Annotated in this window: 19 protein-coding genes; 15 read left to right on the forward strand and 4 right to left on the reverse strand. The window is 69.1% G+C overall.

From position 1 onward, the window contains the following. Positions 1–316: 316 nt before the first annotated feature. Entirely contained in the window at positions 317–610 is a 294-nt protein-coding gene (locus tag NBW77_RS00215; RefSeq protein ID WP_131746798.1) for a hypothetical protein, read from the forward strand. 172 nt (positions 611–782) lie between these two features. Here the strand turns inward: NBW77_RS00215 and NBW77_RS00220 are convergent, their stop codons facing one another. The 4 genes from NBW77_RS00220 to NBW77_RS00235 all read right to left on the reverse strand — a co-directional run bounded on the left by NBW77_RS00220 (position 783) and on the right by NBW77_RS00235 (position 2,929). Then, positions 783–1,127: a hypothetical protein gene (locus NBW77_RS00220; protein ID WP_250279107.1), complete on the reverse strand. Its 345-nt coding sequence runs from the start codon at positions 1,125–1,127 to the stop codon at positions 783–785. A gap of 97 nt (positions 1,128–1,224) precedes the next feature. Next, positions 1,225–2,205, reverse strand: coding sequence for an alpha/beta fold hydrolase (locus tag NBW77_RS00225; protein ID WP_165486077.1), 981 nt, complete (start codon positions 2,203–2,205; stop codon positions 1,225–1,227). Positions 2,206–2,273: 68 nt separating this feature from the next. Further along, positions 2,274–2,660, reverse strand: coding sequence for a PIN domain-containing protein (locus NBW77_RS00230; RefSeq protein ID WP_131746800.1), 387 nt, complete (start codon positions 2,658–2,660; stop codon positions 2,274–2,276). Then, entirely contained in the window at positions 2,657–2,929 is a 273-nt protein-coding gene (locus tag NBW77_RS00235) for a type II toxin-antitoxin system CcdA family antitoxin (protein WP_242605829.1), read from the reverse strand. Before NBW77_RS00235 ends, NBW77_RS00230 begins: the two co-directional genes overlap by 4 nt. Positions 2,930–2,938: 9 nt before the next feature. On the opposite strand from NBW77_RS00235, the gene NBW77_RS21970 reads away from it, so the two are divergent. The 14 genes from NBW77_RS21970 to NBW77_RS00310 all read left to right on the forward strand — a co-directional run bounded on the left by NBW77_RS21970 (position 2,939) and on the right by NBW77_RS00310 (position 18,144). Then, complete coding sequence (locus NBW77_RS21970) at positions 2,939–3,061, forward strand: SDR family oxidoreductase (RefSeq protein ID WP_284346868.1); 123 nt, start codon at positions 2,939–2,941, stop codon at positions 3,059–3,061. A 359-nt stretch (positions 3,062–3,420) separates the two neighbouring features. Continuing rightward, positions 3,421–4,491 carry a C40 family peptidase gene (locus NBW77_RS00245; protein WP_502799405.1) on the forward strand — a complete coding sequence of 357 codons (1,071 nt, stop codon included), beginning with the start codon at positions 3,421–3,423 and terminating at the stop codon, positions 4,489–4,491. A gap of 83 nt (positions 4,492–4,574) precedes the next feature. Beyond that, complete coding sequence (gene clsA, locus NBW77_RS00250) at positions 4,575–5,246, forward strand: cardiolipin synthase ClsA (protein WP_131746801.1); 672 nt, start codon at positions 4,575–4,577, stop codon at positions 5,244–5,246. An 11-nt stretch (positions 5,247–5,257) separates the two neighbouring features. Further along, the gene (locus NBW77_RS00255; protein WP_131746870.1) at positions 5,258–7,765 is read left to right on the forward strand and encodes a mannose-1-phosphate guanyltransferase; all 2,508 of its coding nucleotides are present in this window, start codon (positions 5,258–5,260) and stop codon (positions 7,763–7,765) included. A gap of 115 nt (positions 7,766–7,880) precedes the next feature. Further along, the gene (locus tag NBW77_RS00260) at positions 7,881–8,741 is read left to right on the forward strand and encodes a DUF881 domain-containing protein (protein WP_165486078.1); all 861 of its coding nucleotides are present in this window, start codon (positions 7,881–7,883) and stop codon (positions 8,739–8,741) included. Next, positions 8,738–9,070, forward strand: a complete 333-nt coding sequence (locus tag NBW77_RS00265; RefSeq protein ID WP_131746803.1) for a small basic family protein — start codon at positions 8,738–8,740, stop codon at positions 9,068–9,070. Before NBW77_RS00260 ends, NBW77_RS00265 begins: the two co-directional genes overlap by 4 nt. 86 nt (positions 9,071–9,156) lie before the next feature. After that, entirely contained in the window at positions 9,157–9,822 is a 666-nt protein-coding gene (locus NBW77_RS00270; protein WP_242605830.1) for a DUF881 domain-containing protein, read from the forward strand. Between the two features lie 55 nt (positions 9,823–9,877). After that, complete coding sequence (gene gcvH, locus NBW77_RS00275) at positions 9,878–10,282, forward strand: glycine cleavage system protein GcvH (protein ID WP_250279108.1); 405 nt, start codon at positions 9,878–9,880, stop codon at positions 10,280–10,282. A 261-nt stretch (positions 10,283–10,543) separates the two neighbouring features. After that, a complete protein-coding gene (locus NBW77_RS00280; protein ID WP_131746872.1) occupies positions 10,544–11,095 on the forward strand; it encodes an FHA domain-containing protein in 552 nt (183 codons plus the stop codon). Between the two features lie 16 nt (positions 11,096–11,111). Then, a complete protein-coding gene (ftsR, locus tag NBW77_RS00285) occupies positions 11,112–11,888 on the forward strand; it encodes a transcriptional regulator FtsR (protein WP_131746805.1) in 777 nt (258 codons plus the stop codon). Positions 11,889–12,163: 275 nt separating this feature from the next. Further along, entirely contained in the window at positions 12,164–12,649 is a 486-nt protein-coding gene (locus tag NBW77_RS00290; RefSeq protein WP_131746806.1) for a bifunctional nuclease family protein, read from the forward strand. Positions 12,650–12,953: 304 nt separating this feature from the next. After that, on the forward strand, positions 12,954–13,514 hold the full coding sequence (locus NBW77_RS00295; protein ID WP_131746873.1) for a MerR family transcriptional regulator: 561 nt from the start codon (positions 12,954–12,956) through the stop codon (positions 13,512–13,514). Between the two features lie 587 nt (positions 13,515–14,101). Next, positions 14,102–17,110: an FtsK/SpoIIIE domain-containing protein gene (locus NBW77_RS00305; protein WP_131746807.1), complete on the forward strand. Its 3,009-nt coding sequence runs from the start codon at positions 14,102–14,104 to the stop codon at positions 17,108–17,110. After that, positions 17,107–18,144: a hypothetical protein gene (locus NBW77_RS00310; RefSeq protein ID WP_131746808.1), complete on the forward strand. Its 1,038-nt coding sequence runs from the start codon at positions 17,107–17,109 to the stop codon at positions 18,142–18,144. The genes NBW77_RS00305 and NBW77_RS00310 overlap by 4 nt, the downstream gene beginning before the upstream one ends. Positions 18,145–18,177: the final 33 nt, after the last annotated feature.

Raw genomic sequence — 18,177 nt, forward strand, 5'->3', positions numbered from 1 at the left:
GCCACCCGGTACGACAAGCGGGACTACGTCTTCAACGGCACCTTGACCGTCGCAGCGATCATGATCTGGCTCCGCGATCTCGTCAAAGAGCCGTCAGATATGTTTTAGTTTTGGGTGGATCTGGCGGATCTGGCGGAGCCGGTCGGCATGGAGATGGTGCTGCCGATGAATGGACTGACGGCAACAGGCGCGCGACCGAGCCGCACGGGCTGATTCCTATATCGTCCGGCTTATGAACGCCAGTCCAGCAACTGTAGTGAGTCTCGGGGCTTGGGGCGACCTTGAGGAGGGTTCAGCCGGCGGGACGTCGTGCAAAATGCGTGAGTTCGCGCTGCTGTCCGATGGTCGTGAAGTTACGCTCCTGGACGACCGGGGGTGGACGACGTCGGCGCAGCTGGGCGGGATCTCGCTCACCCACGTTGTGCGCAACGTCTACAACGTGGTCTTGCCCGACGATGCCGAGGAGACGGGCGAAGAGCATGAGTGGCAGCGCTTCGAACAACGTTTGCGCGAAGCCGGGGTCGCGGTCACTCCGGACGAGCTCCGGGCGTTGCCGTACCGCGTCATCTTGAGCGTCCCCTGTGGAAGTGCCCGATGGCAAGCGGGGTGAGGTTGGATCACCCTGACTCCGCCGGAGGCTCCGATCTCACAAGAGCAGGCTGACCCTCGGCGCCGCCGGTGTAGGCCCGGCCTATCAGGCCTCGGGCTGGGGGCAAAGGGACCGAGGCATACCGGGTCCGGCTGGCAGTCGAATCCCCGCCAGGAGAGTTCGGCGACGTTCGTCACGTGCCGTACGCGTCGCGTGTAAGGGCGGATAGTGCCGCTCGCAGATCGGTGTGAAGCTGGCTGTGCGTCGCGCTGAGCGCCTGTTCCTTCTTCGTCCGCTCCGGGCCATACAGGTAGACGGGGCCGATCCGAAGACTCTCCTCCTCCCATCTGTAAAGCGCGTGTACATGCCCGTGGAGATGCGGCCAGAGATTTCCCAGTACCTCGTAGTTGATCCGCAGAAATCTTTGGTCCCGAGTCGCGCATACCTGGGAAACAGCCTCGCCGAACCGGCCGTAGCACAGAAGGTTCGCGATCATGTCGGCGACCATCCCCACCTTGTCGCCCCACTTCGACGCCACGCCGAACATCTACTTGACCAGCTGTAGCCACTACTCGCCGGCGGTGGACCAGCGCCAGAGCGCGGCCGGCGACGTCGGGGTTGGTGCGGATCCCGGCTCAGGACCCGGGTGCTGGGGTCACCGGATGCCGATCTGCCGATGACTGAGTTTTGCGCCCTCCTTGCCTCGGCAGCACTGGGGAGACCGTCCCGCCTTCGACGTCCTCGACGAACTCGGCAATCCAGCCGGCCAGCTGCGCCGGATGGCTCAGCGGCAGCCAGTGCCCGGCGCTGATGCGGTGACGACGCAGCACAGATGACCATCGGTCCAGGTCGTCGTAGATGTGGGGGGAGAGGAAAACATCCCGGGTCGGTACGACGAGTTGGACGGGGACTGTGGCGTAAGGGTCCTCGCGGGGGTGACGAAGCCGGGCCAGAACATTGCGGCGATAGAGGTTGGCACCCCGAACAGCATCGCCTCGCAGCGTTGGTGAGGGGTACCCGTGTGGGAGCGACCCACCGGCGGCCCGCCGCACCAGCGCAGGCCAGCGCCGACCGACCGGACCGTTCCAGGCCAACGCCGGGCCGCCTGGAATGTGCAGCGCACCCACGTACCAGGAACGCACGCTCTGCGCCGCCAAAACCAGGACATCGCTCAGGCGGTGGCGACGCCGCCGATCAGCCACCCAGTGCCCGAAGTGGTCAAGGGACGGCCCTGAGATCGAGGTGAACGAGGCCAGCCGGCCGTCCAGTCGTTCGGAGGTGGCGAACTCCCACCCTTGCACCGAACCCCAGTCGTGGCCGACCAGGTGCACCCGCAGGCCAGCCGCGACCGTATCGAGCACCGCGAGGACATCGTCGGTGAGCTGCTCAAGGTCGTATCCGCTCGAATGAGCGGGGGCGGTCGAACCTCCAGCACCGCGCACATCGTAGGTGATGACCTGATAGCGCTCGACGAGCTGCTCGCGGACGAGATCCCACACCGCACTCGTGTCGGGGTAGCCGTGGATGAGCAGGATGGTCGTCCGGCCCGGGGCGCCGTAGCTGGTGGCTGCCAACTGCACACCACGGCCAGAGATCCGATACTGCCTACTACTCAACTGCCTGCCTCCCGTATTCGGACCACCTGAACCGCGATGAACGCTCGCGCGGCCGCTACGGCGGAGGTCTATACGCCCGCGATGGCGAGTGGCCGCGTGCTGTGTCCAGCGAGGGCAGTAAGATCATGCGGGTCGCTCGTCAGTACGACGGGAGCGCGACAGGTGGCGGCGAAGGCGGCTACGACCGCGTCGGTAGCTGAAATCGTCCCAGCGCGTCCGGTCGCGGCACGTAGCCGTGCGCCCTCGCGAGCGAGCGGTTCTGTGACGTCTCGGACCTGGCAGCCGCGGAGCAGGCGGTTGGTGTGAAAGTCACGTCGGTAATCACCGGTGAGAGCCTCCGCCAGTACCACTGCGGGAACCTGCGCCGGCCAGTATCCACGCTGTCGCAGTTCCACCAGTCGGGCGCGCTGCCCGGCCAAGGCGGAGAGGCCGCCCGCGTCCAGAACCAGGGTCATGCCGTGCCTGCCCGCCGGGTTACGCCGGTGTCGGCGGGTCTGGTGGGCGCAAGCCGGTCGGCCCACTCGCGGGCAGCAGCCGTCTCGTGGGCAGGTACCGGCCCGAACTCTGCTTCCAGGTCGGCCAGGTAGGCGTCCAACTCGGCGATCTTGGCACGTCGATCCAGTTCCTCGGCCAGAGCCGTCGAAGCGAGGCGGGAGACGTTCAGATCGGCGGCCCGGGCCTGCTCCAGCAACTCGTCGGGGACCGTGATATTCACCCTCGCCATGCGCATACTATACACACTCCGGCGTGCTCGTCGGGTGGACCTGACGAGGTAGCACACACGATCACCTGGCTGTGCTCACCTGAGGCCTCCTACGTCACCGGCGCGATCCTCGACGTCAGCGGCGGCCGCTAGGACCGGTGCCGGTCACGACCTTGGCTACCCCATCTCGATGCACAACGCAAGGACTACATCGGGCCACTGGTTGAATGTGGCCAACTGTTGGGTTTGGGGGTATTGCCTACCCGTACGGGCTACCCGATATCGTTTGACACGTCATCTGCACCTCCGAAAGAGATCACCACCCGCACACACATCGAACCGAAACGCCGAGTCCTGCCCCCGGTCCGATGTTCCCTCCGAGCAGCCAGGGGCAGGAGTGAGGTCCTGCGGTCGACACCTGGCTTCTCCCGCCCGGTCGTAGTCCTGAACTTTGCCGATGGCATGGGTCGTGGTCAGGCCCATGCCGCCTCACAGGCGTCCGGGAAGGATGCGTGTTGCTTCCACGTGGCGTGATCCGGTTCCCCGCCGGTGCGGAGGAGGCCGGCCGCGGTCGCCACCGTCATCAGGCACCCGACGGTGTGCCCGAGGACAGGCCCGGTCCCCGCCGTATCCGTCTGAGCCCGCAGTCCCGTCGAGTCGCGACGATCGCCGCGGTGACGACCGGGACCCTGGCGGCCTCGACGGCGGGCTTCGCCGCGGCGACGCCGGGCTCGGGTGGGAACGCCTCGTTGGAGCCGATCGCCGCCACCCTCGACACCGCCTCCATGATCGGCGGTACCTCGTACGGGACCACTCGCGCCGCTTCCACGGTCGGTCTCGCCGGCAAGATGGGTAATCCGGATCCGATCTTCACCGCGGTGTCGATGGTTGCCGACCAGTCGACCGTCGCGCCGAACGCGCCCGTCCTACTCACCGTCCGCGCTGTGGAGATCGGGACCGAACAGCCGGTCAGCGGCCAGCACGTCCGGATCGCGGTGGCGAACGGCCCGCAGTGGACCACCACCGCCGAGCTGCAGACGGACGGAACCGGCACCGCGAAGATCACTGCGCGCCTGCTGTCGACGACCACTCTCACCGCGGTGTTCGACGGCACGAACGTCCTGCGTCCCTCCCTCGCCGGTGCGACCACGGTGACGGTCAGGAGCCCGACGGGCTCGACCACCGGTTCGCCGGGCAGCGCGGCGACCATTCCCATGGTCATCCCGGGTAGTTCCATCGGGGAGAAGGCCGTGTACCTGGCGTCGCTACAGAAGGGCAAGCCGTACGTCTACGGAGCGGAGGGCCCGTACTCGTTCGACTGCTCAGGCCTGGTGCAGTACGTCTTCAAACAGCTCGGACGGTCCCTGCCGCGTACCGCGCAGCAGCAGTACGCCGCCTCGATCCGGGTGCCGCAGTCCGGCAAGCAACCCGGCGACCTGATCTTCTTCGGAACGCCGGGCGACATCACCCATGTCGCGATCTACGCCGGTAACGGGTATGTGTGGAGCGCTCCGGAGACCGGGAAGACTGTCGCGCTCGTACCGATCTGGAGTTCGACCTACTACGTCGGCCGGATACTGTGACGGTCGGCCGGCACAGCTGACCTCGGACGCCCGAGCGGGTCGCCCCGGTCCGCCGGGACTCGGGCGAGGAGGAGGTGCCGGCCGTGACCACTGCGGTCGATCCGTCGGGCCGGGTGCTCACAATCCCGAACCTGCTCTCGGCGCTACGCCTGGCCGGTGTTCCCGTCTTCCTGTGGCTGACGCTGGGGCCGAATGCCGACGGCGTGGCCCTCGGCATTCTTGCCTTCGCGGGGGTCAGTGACTATCTGGACGGCAAGCTTGCGCGGGCGCTCGGCCAGACCAGCCGCCTCGGGATCCTGCTCGATCCGCTCGCGGACCGTCTCTACATCCTGGCGACGATCATCGCGCTCACCCTGCGCGGGATCGTTCCCTGGTGGTTCGCGGCCCTGCTGATCGGCCGGGACGTCCTGCTCGCGGGATACGTGGTGCCCATCGTGCGCAGGCTCGGCTACGGTTCGGCGCTGCCCGTCCACTATCTGGGCAAGGCCGCGACCTTCAACCTGCTCTATGCCTTTCCGCTGTTGCTGCTGTCCGCCGGGGACAACTGGATCGCCGTTGTTTCCCGTCCGCTCGGGTGGGCTTTCGCCATCTGGGGTACTGCTCTGTACTGGTGGTCGGGAATCCTCTACGGCGTTCAGGCCCGCCGGCTCACGCGGGCGGGGCGTGTCGGAGGCGACGCTGATCCACCGGTGTTGCCCGCGACCGATCCCGACTGTGGTGAGGCCGGCCGAGCAGACGCGGAGGTGGGTCGGTGAGAGCCGTCGTCATGGCCGGCGGTGAGGGCACGCGCCTGCGTCCGATGACCGCCAACCAGCCCAAGCCACTGCTTCCCGTCGTCAACCGGCCGATCATGGAGCATGTGCTGCGGCTGCTCAAACGGCACGGTTTCAACGAGACCGTGGTCACCGTGCAGTTCCTCGCCGCCCACATCCGGACCTACTTCGGTGATGGGGACGAGCTGGGAATGCATCTGTCCTACGCTACCGAAACCACACCGCTCGGGACTGCCGGGAGTGTGAAGAACGCCCAGGACGCGTTGCGGCACGACTCCTTTCTGGTGATCAGTGGGGATGCGCTCACCGATATCGATCTGACCTCGCTGGTGGCCTACCACCGCAAGCAGGGGGCGCTGGTCACGGTCGCGCTCAAGTCCGTCCCGGACCCGCTGGAGTTCGGGATCGTCATCACCTCCGAGGACGGCAGGATCGCCCGGTTCCTGGAGAAGCCGACCTGGGGGCAGGTTTTCTCCGACACGGTCAACACCGGGATCTACGTGATGGAACCCGAAGCGCTCGACCACGTTCCCGTCGGCGAGTCGGTGGACTGGTCCAGCGACGTGTTCCCGAGACTCGTCGCCGCCGGTGCCCCCGTCTACGGCCACGTCGTGGACGGCTACTGGGAGGACGTCGGCACCATCGCCAGTTTCCTGCGCGTCCAGGGAGATGTGCTCGAAGCCAAGGTCGACGTGGAGATCGGCGGATTCGAGGTCTCGCCGGGGGTGTGGGCCGGGCGGGACGCCGACGTCCACCCGGAGGCGGTGCTCTCGGGCCCGCTGGTCATCGGAGACTACACAAAGATCGAATCTGGGGCTGAGCTGCGGGAGTTCACGGTCGTCGGTAACAACGTGGTGGTCAAGCAGGGCGCCTTCCTGCACCGGGCGGTCGTCCAGGACAACGCGTTGATCGGGCCGCAGGCGAACCTGCGCGGCTGCGTGATCGGCAAGAGTACCGACGTGCTACGGGCCGCGCGGGTCGAGGAGGGCGCGGTCATCGGGGACGAGTGCGTGATCGAGGAGGAGGCGTTCGTCTCCCACGACGTCAAGGTGTACCCGTTCAAGACCATCGAGGCCGGAGCGGTGGTCAACACCAGCGTCATCTGGGAGTCCCGGGGACAGCGTTCGCTGTTCGGCCCCCGCGGCGTCTCCGGACTGATCAATGTCGAAATCACGCCGGAGCTGGTGGTCCGCCTCGCGAGCGCCTACGCCACGACTCTGCGCAAGGGGTCGACGGTGACGACGGCCAGGGACGGTTCCCGGGCCGCCCGGGCACTCAAACGCGCGGTGATCAGTGCACTGACCGCGAGCGCGATCGACGTGCGGGACCTGGAGGTCGCGCCGATGTCGGTGACCCGCTTCGACGTCCGGTCCTCGGACGCCGCCGGTGGGGTCATGGTACGCACGACACCCGGTGACGCCGAACGGGTCGACATCATCTTCGTCGACGCCGAAGGCAGTGATCTTTCCCCCGCGATGCAGCGCAAGCTCGACCGTGTGGTCAGCCGCCAGGAGTTCCGCCGGGCGTTTCCCGCGGAGATCGGGGAGCTGCGCTTTCCGGCTCGTACCGCCGACATCTACACCCGCGACCTGCTGGACCGGGTGGACACGTCAGGTCTGCCCGAGGCCGACCTCAAACTTGTGATCGACACGGCCGGGGGGGCGGCGTCGCTGGTGCTGCCGACCCTGCTCGGCCGGCTCGGGGTGGACGCGCTCACCGTCAACGGCCGGCTGGACGAGACCTTCCCGGCCCGGCCGGCGAGCGTTCGCCGACAGGCCCTGGATCGGCTGGGTGCCCTGGTCGCCAGTTCCCGGGCTGCCTTCGGGGTCCAGTTCGACCATGCCGGTGAGCGCATCACGATCGTGGACGAGCGCGGTGACCTGATCGATGACGAGCGGGCGCTGCTGGTCTTCCTCGATCTTGTCGCGGCCGAGAACCGGGGTGCCGAGGTGGCGTTGCCGGTCACCACCACCCGGATCGCCGATCAGGTGACCCGTTTCCACGGGTTGACGGTGCGGCGGACGTCGTTGTCGGCGGCGGACCTCACACGGGTCGCGGGCGAGCCGAACATGGCGTTCGCGGCGGACGCCCGCGGAGGGTTCGTGGTTCCCGAGTTCGCGCCCGCGATCGATGGCCTGGCAGCCTTCGTCAAGCTGGCCGCACTGGTCGCCCGGACCCGGCTCACCCTGAGCGCGATCGATGCCCGTATCCCGGCGGTGTCGGTGCTGCGTCGGTCCGTGTCGACACCGTGGGCGGTCAAGGGCACGGTGATGCGTCGGGTGGTGGAGTCGGTGGATCCCGACGCCGGGTGCACGATCGACACCACGGACGGCGTCCGGGTGGTCATGCCGGACGGTGCCTGGGTTCTGGTGCTGCCCGATCCCGCCGAGGCCGTCACCCACCTGTGGGCGGAGGGGGAGGACCCGACGGATGCGCGCAAACTCCTGGACCACTGGAGCGCCGTGGTCGAGGCCGATGGCAAAGGCGCGAGCATCATCTGAGCCGTCCCGGCGTCCGCGCTGTCCCCGGAGCCATCCCCTCGGGGCGCCACCTGGACCCGGCCGGATGGTGACCGCGCTGGTGACAGCACCGGCGGCCCACGACAGAATGCCGGGTGTGTCCGAATCCGCAGGAGCGCGATCCCCGGCCGCGCGGCGCCGGACGCTCGTCCACGACATCGCCCGCGATGCCCTGGAACCGGTGTATGCGGCAGTAGGGACCAGCGCGTCCCTCGGTGCAGGCCGACGCGGGCTGGTTCGCCTCACGCCTCTAGTGCTCGTGGGGTTGCTTGCGGCAACCGCTGGATACCACCAGTCGGAACGTGATCTCGACCCGTCCCGGACCCGTGCCGCGCTGGTCGCGGACGTGCATCGCTACACGGCGGCGAACAGAACTCTTGCAGGTCGGGTCGCGGACCTGAGGGAGCTCACCGACGGTGACACGACACGGCGGGACGGCGCGCGCGACGCGGATCCGGCCGCGCGCCTGGAACAGTTGCGGTCCGCTGTCGGTGGCACGGCGCTGCGGGGCCCGGGTGTGCGGATCGGACTGTCGGATTCGGTGACCGCGATGGCGAGAGCCGGCACGGATGCGTCCGGGAAGCGTGGGTACGGCGCGCAGGCCGACGACGGGCGGGTACACGACCACGAGGTGGCTGAGGTGGTCAACGTGCTGTGGGCGGCCGGCGCCGAGGCGGTTGCGGTCGGTGATGTGCGGATCACGTCCACCACTGCGATCCGTGCCGCGGGCCAGGCCATTCTGGTCGGGTTCCATCCGCTGGCCTCTCCCTACGAGGTCACAGCGATCGGGCCGGGAGCGACGCTGTCGGGGGCGGTGGAGAACTCCGCGGTGTGGCGACGTCTCGCGGACCGGCATACCGCGGTCGGCGTGTCATCCACGCTCCTCCAGCAGGGTGAGGTCACGGTGCCGGCCGCGACGTTGACCCTGCCCATGGTCGCCCGGGAACTGATACCATGATCGCTGTCCTGGCGTTGGCGGTGGGGGTCGCCGCCGGGCTGCTCCTGCACCCGGGTACCCCTGACTGGCTCGACCCGTATCTGCCGATCGCGGTGGTGGCCGCGCTCGATGCCGTGTTCGGCGGGCTGCGCGCGGCGCTGGAGAGGGTCTTCGACGACCGGGTGTTCGTGGTCTCCTTCGTCGGCAACGTCGCCATTGCCGGGCTGATCGTGCTGCTTGGGGACTCCATCGGAGTCGGCGGGCAGCTCAGTACGGCGGTGGTGGTCGTCTTCGGAATCCGGATCTTCGCGAACGCCGCGGCGATCCGTCGTGTGCTGTTCAAGGCATGATCATGGCCATGGCCGTTGACGGTTCCGTTCCCACGCAGCCGGAACCGGAGCCGCGCTCACACACACGCCGTCAACGTTCCGGCCCGTTGCGGATCGTCGTTCTACTGCTACTGGCCGTCTTGGGCTTCGGCCTGTCGCTGGCCATCCGGACGAACACGGCCACCGCGGGGCTTGCCACCGCACGGCCTGCCGACCTCGTCCGGATCCTCAACGGCCTTGATGCCGACGGGGAACGGCTGCGTGGCGAAATCGAACACCTGCAGGGCACCCGCCAGCAGCTGGCCGGCACCCCCGGCACGCAGGCAGCCCTCGACGACGCTCGGTCCCAGGCCGACGGCCTGGCGATTCTCGTCGGTACCGTTGCCGTCCAGGGACCCGGCGTCGCACTCACCGTCACCGACCCGCGGGGCACGGTCGGTTCCGAGGTGCTCGTCGACGCCCTGCAGGAGCTGCGTGACGCGGGGGCGGAGGCGATGGAGCTCTCCGGCGTCCGGGTCGTAGCCGCCACATCCGTGGTCGATCGGGCCGACGGGGGCATGACCGTGGACGGCAGCGCGGTGCTGCCACCGTACCGGCTGTTGGCGATCGGTGACGCCCACACGCTCGCTGCAGCGATGAGGATTCCTGGTGGTGTGGTGGACACGGTCGCAAGCCGGGCGGGTGCGCAGGCCGGCCTGACGGAGCTGGAGCGCATCGAGGTGCGGGCGTTGCGGCAACTTCCGCCACCCCGCTACGCTCGGCCGGCCGGATAGCCGATCCGGGCGGCCGGCCAGAGAACGAACGGTCATCACGACGATGACCGCAACGATGATTGGGAGGCGATCCCCGGTGTACCCGGACGACCTGAAGTACACCACGGAGCACGAGTGGATCCGGGTGAACAACGGCACCGTGCGGGTGGGTATCACATCCTTTGCACAGGACGCGCTCGGTGACATCGTGTTTGTGACGTTGCCGGCCGTGGGGGACCGTGTGCAGGCCGGTCAGCCGTTCGGGGAGGTGGAGTCGACCAAGAGCGTCTCCGACGTCTACGCGCCGGTCTCCGGCGAGGTCGTGGCCCGCAACGAGGTGCTCGACAGCACCCCTGAGCTGGTCAACTCCGATCCCTACGGTGAAGGCTGGCTGGTGGAGGTGGCCGTCGAGGACACTTCCGTCACCGATGCGCTGCTGGACGCCGTCGCCTACGCCCAGCACGTCAAAGCTGGTCCTTGAGACCCTCGTGACGGCACGCCGGAATGGCTGACCCGCTCCCTTTTCGCAGTAGTGGGTCTGATGCACTAGCCTCGTTGTGCGCCGGAAGGGCGACGCGAGGCCGGGATGTCACGGTCGGTGTCGTCTGTTTCGGTCGGGGGCCGTCCGGGCAGCGACGGGGGTCCCCGAGGAGGAAACGAACGTTTTCGCCACCCCAGGCAGGTGGCCCGAGCGGCCGGCCCCACCGCGACCGCGGCGGTCCGGCAGGAAGCAGACGCGACCGTGTTCTGCACGAGGTGCGGACAGCAGAACCCGTCCGATGCGTTGTACTGCGCACGGTGCGGGTCTCCACTGGTACGTCCAGGTGAGCCCGTCGCGCCGGAACGACCTGCCGAGCAGACTTCCACGCTGAACCTTGCCGCCGCACTGTCGGGTATCGAAGGTGACCATGTCGACGAGTCGACGGAGCGGGACGCGGTCGCCGCGGTCGACGCGCTGCCGCCGGGTTCCGGCCTGCTCGTGGTCAAGCGGGGACCCAACGCGGGCAGTCGTTTCCTGCTGGACGCCGACCTGACCACGGTTGGCCGGCATCCGGAGAGCGACATCTTCCTCGACGATGTGACCGTTTCGCGGCGCCATGCCGAGTTCCACCGGTCTCCGTACACGAAGGGCTTCGCGGTGCGTGATGTCGGAAGTCTGAACGGCACCTACCTCAACCGTGAGCGGATCGACTCGGCCGAGCTGTCCAGCGGCGACGAGGTCCAGATCGGCAAGTTCCGGCTGGTGTTCCTGACCGGATCGATCATCGCGACGGGTGGCGGGGGCCCGCAGTGAACCGAGGATCTCACCGATGACCGCCGGTGGTGCTGCGGCCACGTCGTTGCCCACGTCCGATCGGGCGCGTCACGGTCGAGTGGGTGGTTCCGCCGCCAGGACTCTCAACATCGGCGAGGTGCTCGACCGGCTGCGGGTGGACTATCCCGACGTGACCCTGTCCAAGATCCGCTATCTGGAGGCGGAGGGGCTTGTCGTTCCGGCGCGTACCAGTGCGAACTACCGCAAGTACTCACCTGATGATGTCGCACGGCTGCGGTACGTGCTGGGGGCGCAGCGCGAACGTTTTCTGCCACTAAGAGTGATCAAAGAGGAGCTGGAGTCCCTCGACCGTGGCGAGACCCCGCAGGAACGCCCCGGTCCGCGTCCGGTGGCGCCGCCCGCGCCACGTGCTCTCGACGTCCTGCTCGACGGCGGCGAGGCGACGCGGATGTCACGACGGGAGCTCCTCGCGGCTACCGGTCTGAGCGAGGAACAGCTCGCCGAACTCGAACAGTGCGGGCTGTTGGCACCCCGTCCGGGCGGAAGCTACTTCGACGCGGACGCGGTGGCTGTTGCCCACACGTTCGCCGCGCTGAGCGCTTTCGGTGTCCAACCCCGTCACCTGCGCTCGTCACGGGTGGTCGCCGACCGGGAGGCGGGGCTGATCGAGCAGGTGGCGGCGCCGCTGCGAGGCCAGCGCGACCGCAGCGGTGCCCGTGCGGAGGATGCCGTCGACGAGCTCGCGGGACTCCTCCTGCGGTTGCACGCGGCCCTGCTGAGGTCCCGGCTGCGGGCCGGTCCGAGCGGATGACAGTGATCCGCGAAGCCCCGCATCCTCCAGGCCGGGGGGCCGGGCGCGTCGTGCAGCGGCCGGACGGGCCTGCCCATGCCGGGACGCTTGGGGCGTCCGGCGAGCGGGCACCTATCGTGGAAAGTGTGGCAGAAGGCGTCCACAAGCGGTCGATCTTGCCGGAACCACCAGGCACGCTGACGAAGTCCGGCGACGGAGATACTGTCAGCCGGTGGGGCTCTACGGATTCGGGTTGGATCAGCCCACCCCGCCCACCTGTCCGAGGAGGTAGATCGGTGCATCGGCTGGATATCGTCGGCGTTCGTGTCGAGCTGCCGTCGAAGCAGCCGATCGTCCTGTTGAAGGAGGTCGGTGGTGAACGCTATCTGCCCATCTGGATCGGCGCGGTGGAGGCAACCGCCATCGCGTTCGCGCAGGAGGGCATCACGACCGCTCGTCCGATGACCCACGATCTGATGCGTGACGTGTTGCGGGCCATGCAGACCGAGCTCACCCGGGTGACTATCAACGATCTGCAGGACGGTGTGTTCTACGCGACACTCGTGTTCGGTAACGGCGTTGAGGTGTCGGCCCGTCCGTCGGACGCCATCGCGCTGGCGATGCGCATGGGCGCGCCGGTCTACGGTGAGGAGTCGGTGCTCGCCGAGGCCGGCATCACCGTGCCCGAGGAGCAGGAACAGGAGCAGGAGAACGAGTTGGAGAAGTTCCGGGAGTTTCTCGACACGATCTCGCCGGAGGACTTCAACACACCGGGTTCCTGACCGCGGGCTCCTGGTACCGGTTGCGGGCCGTCACAAAGCGTCACGAAGCGTGGTTCCGCACGGCCACGGCGTGTGCACGGCTGTATTCTCAACAATGGTCTGGCCTGGGAAGATTTTCGGTCTGTTACGAGACACGCCAATCGTGATCGTTGAAGGGACTGTCCAGGGCTCTTACCGTCAGGTCAAGATTCCGGTCCTGCCGCCAGCGGGGCTGCGGCCGGCAGTCGGATGGGCGGAGGACCGGGTGCACCTTCCAGGCGGTTGGCCGGGCGGACGAGATGGCGGCAGCGATGAGCGGACGGCGATGATCGTGCAGGGTCAGCTCTTCCCAGACGATCTTCCAGTGCCTCCCGGGGATGATGTCGGCTACCGGGGCCCGACCGCCTGCGCCGCCGCGGGGATCACCTACCGGCAGCTCGACTACTGGGCCCGCACGGGGCTTGTCGTGCCGAGCGTCCGGGGCGCGACGGGATCGGGCAGCCAGCGGCTGTACTCCTTTCGGGATGTCCTTGTCCTGCGGGTCGTGCGCAAGCTTCTGGAGGCGGGTGTCTCCCTGCAGAACATCCGTGCCGCCGTGGACTGCCTGCGCATCCGTGGCATCGAGGACCTCGCCGAGGTCACCTTGGTCAGCGACGGGTCGACCGTGTACGAGTGCACCTCCGACGATCAGGTCATCGACCTTGTACAGGGCGGGCAGGGGGTCTTCGCCATCGCGGTAGGACGGGCCGTACGGGACATGCGCGGGCAGCTGTCTCAGCTGCCGACGGAGCGGCCCGAGCGTCCGGTCGGGCACGCCGGGCACGCGGTGGTCGGCCATCCCCGGGACGAATTGGCGAATCGGCGTGGCCGGCGCAGCTCGGCCTGAGCAGCCGTCGGGTTTCCTCCGTCGGGTTCCCTCTGTGACAGATACCCGGCGTACGATCACGAACCGTGGCTGACAAACCCGCGGTCCTCGCGCGGGATCTTCACAAGCGCTTCGGTACGAGCGTGGCGCTGGCAGGTCTTGATCTCAGCATGGCGAGGAGAACGGTGCATGCGGTCCTCGGCCCCAACGGTGCCGGCAAGACCACCGCGGTACGGATCCTCACCACGGCTGTTGCGTGCCGACTCCGGGCGGGCAGAGGTGCTGGGGCTCGATGCGGTGTTCGTGCCGTGGTGCATCCGGGCCTACCGCCGGTCCGCGGGGGGCTGACGGAAGCTGCCTTCGGGCAGTACCCACGGCCGGCGCAGACACGCCGGGAGACCTGTGGCGGGGGAGCGATAACCCCGTCCGGTAGCGTCACATCGACGCAACCCGCCCAGTCGGGGGAAAACCCCGCCTCCGGCGGATCTCGCCGTTAGTTTGGTGCTACCGGTGGGGCTACCGATCAGGTAATGGGCTCCAGGGTGCCACACCGCCATGGTGCCACACCACCATCGTCGTGCCATCGGCTTGATCGTGGGGAGGTCGCGGTGTCGGGCACTCGGCGGGTGCGGACGCTTGTCGCCGGCATCCAGACCTGCCTCGGCGAAGCGCTGAGCCTGGCTGATCGACTGGACGCGCTGGCGGACCAGGTCGAGTCGTCCGGAGTCGATCTACCGGTGGCGGCCGGCGCCCGTCCGCCCGAGCAGCGTCACCCCCGCGACGACGCCTGGCATGCCGTCGCGGGCACCGCCGAACGGGTGCCCGCTGCGATCAGCGCTGCTGCCGCGATAGCACGTGAGCAGACCCCGGACCTCGCCGGTGCCCGCTGGTCGGCACCACTGTGGACACAGATCCGCCACGGCGGTCACCACCCCGCAGGCCCCGGATCCCCCCCCGCCATCCCACCCGGGCAGGAGACCACCGGCATGTCCTACCGGCCGGGCCTGTGGCGGTTGGGAAAAGTGATCGTCCCGCCGTTGCTGCCCGGCGGGGACACCACCGAGGTGCCCCTGGCCGTCAGCCTCCTCGACGGAGGCAACCTGCGCATCGTGGTGGGCCGCGACCGGCGTTCCGAGGGTGTCGGTGTCGTGCGGGGGCTGCTCACCCGTGTCCTTGCGGCGGCTCCGGCAGGATCGGTCCAGGTCACCGTCTACGACCCCTACGAGCTCGGTGCCGGACTCGCAGGCTTCGCCCCGCTGCGGGCCGTGGGGGTGGCGAGCCCCACCCTGACCACCCGGACCCGGCTGGAGGGCGTACTCGGCGAACTGTCCGCGGACGTCGGGCGCATCACCGTCGACCGGCTCGCCGGCCGGTTCGCCTCGCTGCGGGAACGGGAGGCTGCGGGCCTGCCGCGAGCCGAGCCGTGGCAGCTGCTGGTGCTGCTCGCCTGGCCCTCGCTCGCGGATGACGCCGCCCGGGCGTTGGAAGCGATCGCCGCGCAGGGTCCCGCGTGCGGCGTGCACATCATCGCCCTGGTCGAGGACGGTGTCAGCGCTCCCGTTACCCGGCGCGGGCATGACGCCCTGGCGAACGCCGAAACACTGCGCCTGGCCGATGACGGCGGTGGAGCCTACGTGGACGGACCCGGCGACGGCAGGCCGGTGTGGCGCTGCTCGCTGTCCGGACCGCTTCCCTGCGACCTGGACGAGCCGCCGCCGCCGGACCTGGTGGCCGCGGTGGCCGCGGTGGTGGCCGCGGCCGCGGCCAGGGAAGCCGCCCGGCCGCCGAACGCCCGGGCGCTGCTGCCCGACACCCTGTGGGGTCTTGACGCCGCGGGGGGTCTCGGCGTCCCGGTGGCGTTCGGCCCCGACGGCCCGGTGACTTTGCGGTTCGACGACGACACCGTTCACGCCCTCGTCGGTGGGCAGGCGGGTTCGGGTAAGTCGACGTTGCTCCTAGACGTCGTGTACGGGCTGGCCGCCCGCTACGCCCCCGACCAGCTGCGCTTCCACCTGCTCGACTTCAAGGAGGGCCTGGAGTTCGCCCAGTTCGCCCCCCGCGGTGAGGACCCGTTCGTTCTGCCCCACGCGGACACCATCGGGATGGACAGCGACCGGGAGTTCGGCGTCGCGGTGCTGCGCCACGTCCGCGCCCAGATGCAGCGCCGTGCTCTCACGATGCGGGCGGTCGGCGCCCGGGACCTGCGTGGCCTGCGCGCCGCGCAGACCGGCGCCGGATGGCCGCGGATCATGGTGGTGATCGACGAGTTCCAGGTGATGCTCACACCGCTGGACGCGGTGTCGCGGGAGGCGGTCTCCCACCTGGAGGTGCTGGCCCGCCAGGGACGCGCCTACGGAATCCATCTCCTGCTCGCCAGCCAGACCCTGTCAGGTATCGACGCCCTGGACGCGACGGCCGGCAAACGGGGTTCGATCTTCGGCCAGTTCGCACTGCGAATCGCGCTGCGTACGTCGATCTCGGAGTCACGGGTGCTGCTGTCCACCACGAACGAGGCGGCTGGTGCGCTCTCCGGTGTCGGTGAGGCAATCGTCAACCGGCGCAACGGCCACCCGGCCGGTAACGAGCTCGTCCGGGTCGCCTACCCCGATCCGACGGTGCTCGCGACACTACGTGCGAATCTGTCCCGGGCGACAGCGGCGAGCGTTCCGGGGATCCGACCCCCGCGGGTTTTTGTGGGCCACGCTCCGGCATTCCTGGACGACAACCCGCTCTACCGGTCGCTTTCGGGCGTGCCTGCCCCGCACGAGCGCGCCGACACCGATGCCGGCCATACCGAACCCGCGGCCGAACCCGCGGAGGTGGGCGAGCCGCTGGCGCTCGTCGGGGTTCCTCTCGACCTGCATCCCGCAGCCGTGGGCGTGCGGCTGTCTCCGCTGCCCGGACGCAACCTCGCGGTTCTCGGACCGCTGCGCCGTGAGGCGGTCGGAGTGCTGCAGGCGGCCGTCACCAGCCTCGCCGCCCAGGCCCCACCGGGCGGGGTGCTCGTCGACGTCGTCGCGGTCGGAGGTGACACGTCGCAGGCGGCCGACACTCTCGCGGACCGGGTCCGTGCCTTCGGGCAGCCGGCCCAGGTGCACCCGCCGGCCGCGCTGCGTCGCGTGCTGCGGGAGACCTGTGACGAGGTGCGGGCCCGTGAGGAGTCCTCCCTTGCGGGCATGTCGGGCGCGCCCGACATGCCGCTTCGTCTACTCGTCCTGTTTGCCGCGGACGCCGGACGGGCGGTGTTGGAGGCCAAGGACCCGGCCACCCGCCGGTCCGGCCTGGACGACCTGCGTTTCGTGACCCGTCGGGGTCCCGGCCAGCGGGTGCACCTACTCGGCTGGTGGCGTGGTCCGGGCCGGCTGCTCGACGATCTGGGTCCCACCCACCGCGACGATATCGGGGCGTGGGTCGCGGTCGGTCTTCCCGGGAACGATCTGTTCAGCCTTGCCGGGAACCGGATGGTCACAGCGGGCACCAGCCCGAACCGGGCAGTGCTGTTCGACCGTCACGGGCAAGCGGAACCGCGCACGGTCGTCCCGTTCGCGCCACTGCACCGGATCGCGGACACCCCCGGCATCTTGCCTCCGAGTTTCGAGAAGGGACCGTTTCGGTGACCCGGCCGGCTGTACGAGTGGACAAGCACGGTCCTGGGGGTTCGCTGTCGGTGTCCTCGGATGCGGCCGGGCCCGCGGCCGAGGTTGATCTGTCCGACCAGACGGGTAGATCCCTTGCCGTGCCAGGCGATGATCGACGACGTGGTGGTGGCGACGCGCACGACCCTGATCTCGACGATCCGCGGATCGCGGCCGCGCGTTACCGGGCGCTGCTTGCCGAGCTCGACCAGGCTCGGACCAAGGTGGCGGACCGGGTGCTGGCCGGTCAGGAACGGCGCGGCGCGCTCGCGCGGACACACCGGGAGTCCGCGGAAGCGATCCGTGCCCGGGTCGACGAGGTCTGGAACACCGTGGCCGGGCCACTGGCCCACCACGGCATCAGCGACCTCGACCAACTGCGGCCGGCTCCGGTCCCGGCGGCGGATGATCCGGGTTTCGACGTGTCCGCCACGGCGCTGTCCGGGCGCGGTGGCCGGGCACACCACGGTCGTCACGCCTCGGGCCGAGGCCCTGGCGGGGAGCCGGGGCGGGGAGCCGGGACGGGACAGGCCGGTAGCCCAGGCGTCCATGGCGCGGCGGCTGGTTCACCTGACGACAGCGCGTTCGATCCGTCCTCGGCGCTCGGACGTGCCCACGAGCTGTGCCTGACCGCGATGGGGCAGGCGGCCGAGCTGCGAGGGATCACCCGGGCGGGCGCGACCGGGTCGACCGCGATCGTCATCGGGTTGGCCTGCCTGCTGGTGGCCGGCGGGGTGACCGCGCTGCGGGTCTTCCTTGGTGTCCAGGCGTTGCCGCCACTTGTCGGCGCCGCCGTTGTCGCCGCTGTCTGTGTGGTGGCCCTCACTGACGCGGGCCGCGGGGATATCGCCCGTTCGGCGCTACTCGGGGCCGGTACGGCAGGTGTCGCGGTGGTGGCGACCGCTCGGGTCGCGCCGCTGGACCCACCGGATGTGATCGCTTCACTGACGGCTCTTGTGCTTGCCGGCCGCTTCGGGCTCGGCATCGGAGCACCGCGAAGCCCGCGCGGGAAGTGAACCGTCCGTCGGAGACCGGCTGTCCGGATACGA

Origin of the sequence: Frankia sp. Cppng1_Ct_nod, assembly GCF_920656135.1 — a bacterium.
Lineage (GTDB): Bacteria > Actinomycetota > Actinomycetes > Frankiales > Frankiaceae > Protofrankia > Protofrankia meridionalis.

What these genes read in the sequence shown, in the direction of transcription:
- ftsR (WP_131746805.1), top strand. Translation starts at nt 11,112, where the DNA reads ATGACCGCCGGTGGTGCTGCGGCCACGTCGTTGCCCACGTCCGATCGG.
- NBW77_RS00265 (WP_131746803.1), top strand. Translation starts at nt 8,738, where the DNA reads ATGATCGCTGTCCTGGCGTTGGCGGTGGGGGTCGCCGCCGGGCTGCTC.
- gcvH (WP_250279108.1), top strand. Translation starts at nt 9,878, where the DNA reads ATGATTGGGAGGCGATCCCCGGTGTACCCGGACGACCTGAAGTACACC.
- NBW77_RS00215 (WP_131746798.1), top strand. Translation starts at nt 317, where the DNA reads ATGCGTGAGTTCGCGCTGCTGTCCGATGGTCGTGAAGTTACGCTCCTG.
- NBW77_RS00255 (WP_131746870.1), top strand. Translation starts at nt 5,258, where the DNA reads ATGGCCGGCGGTGAGGGCACGCGCCTGCGTCCGATGACCGCCAACCAG.
- NBW77_RS00295 (WP_131746873.1), top strand. Translation starts at nt 12,954, where the DNA reads ATGATCGTGCAGGGTCAGCTCTTCCCAGACGATCTTCCAGTGCCTCCC.
- NBW77_RS00235 (WP_242605829.1), bottom strand. Translation starts at nt 2,929, where the DNA reads ATGGCGAGGGTGAATATCACGGTCCCCGACGAGTTGCTGGAGCAGGCC.
- NBW77_RS00230 (WP_131746800.1), bottom strand. Translation starts at nt 2,660, where the DNA reads ATGACCCTGGTTCTGGACGCGGGCGGCCTCTCCGCCTTGGCCGGGCAG.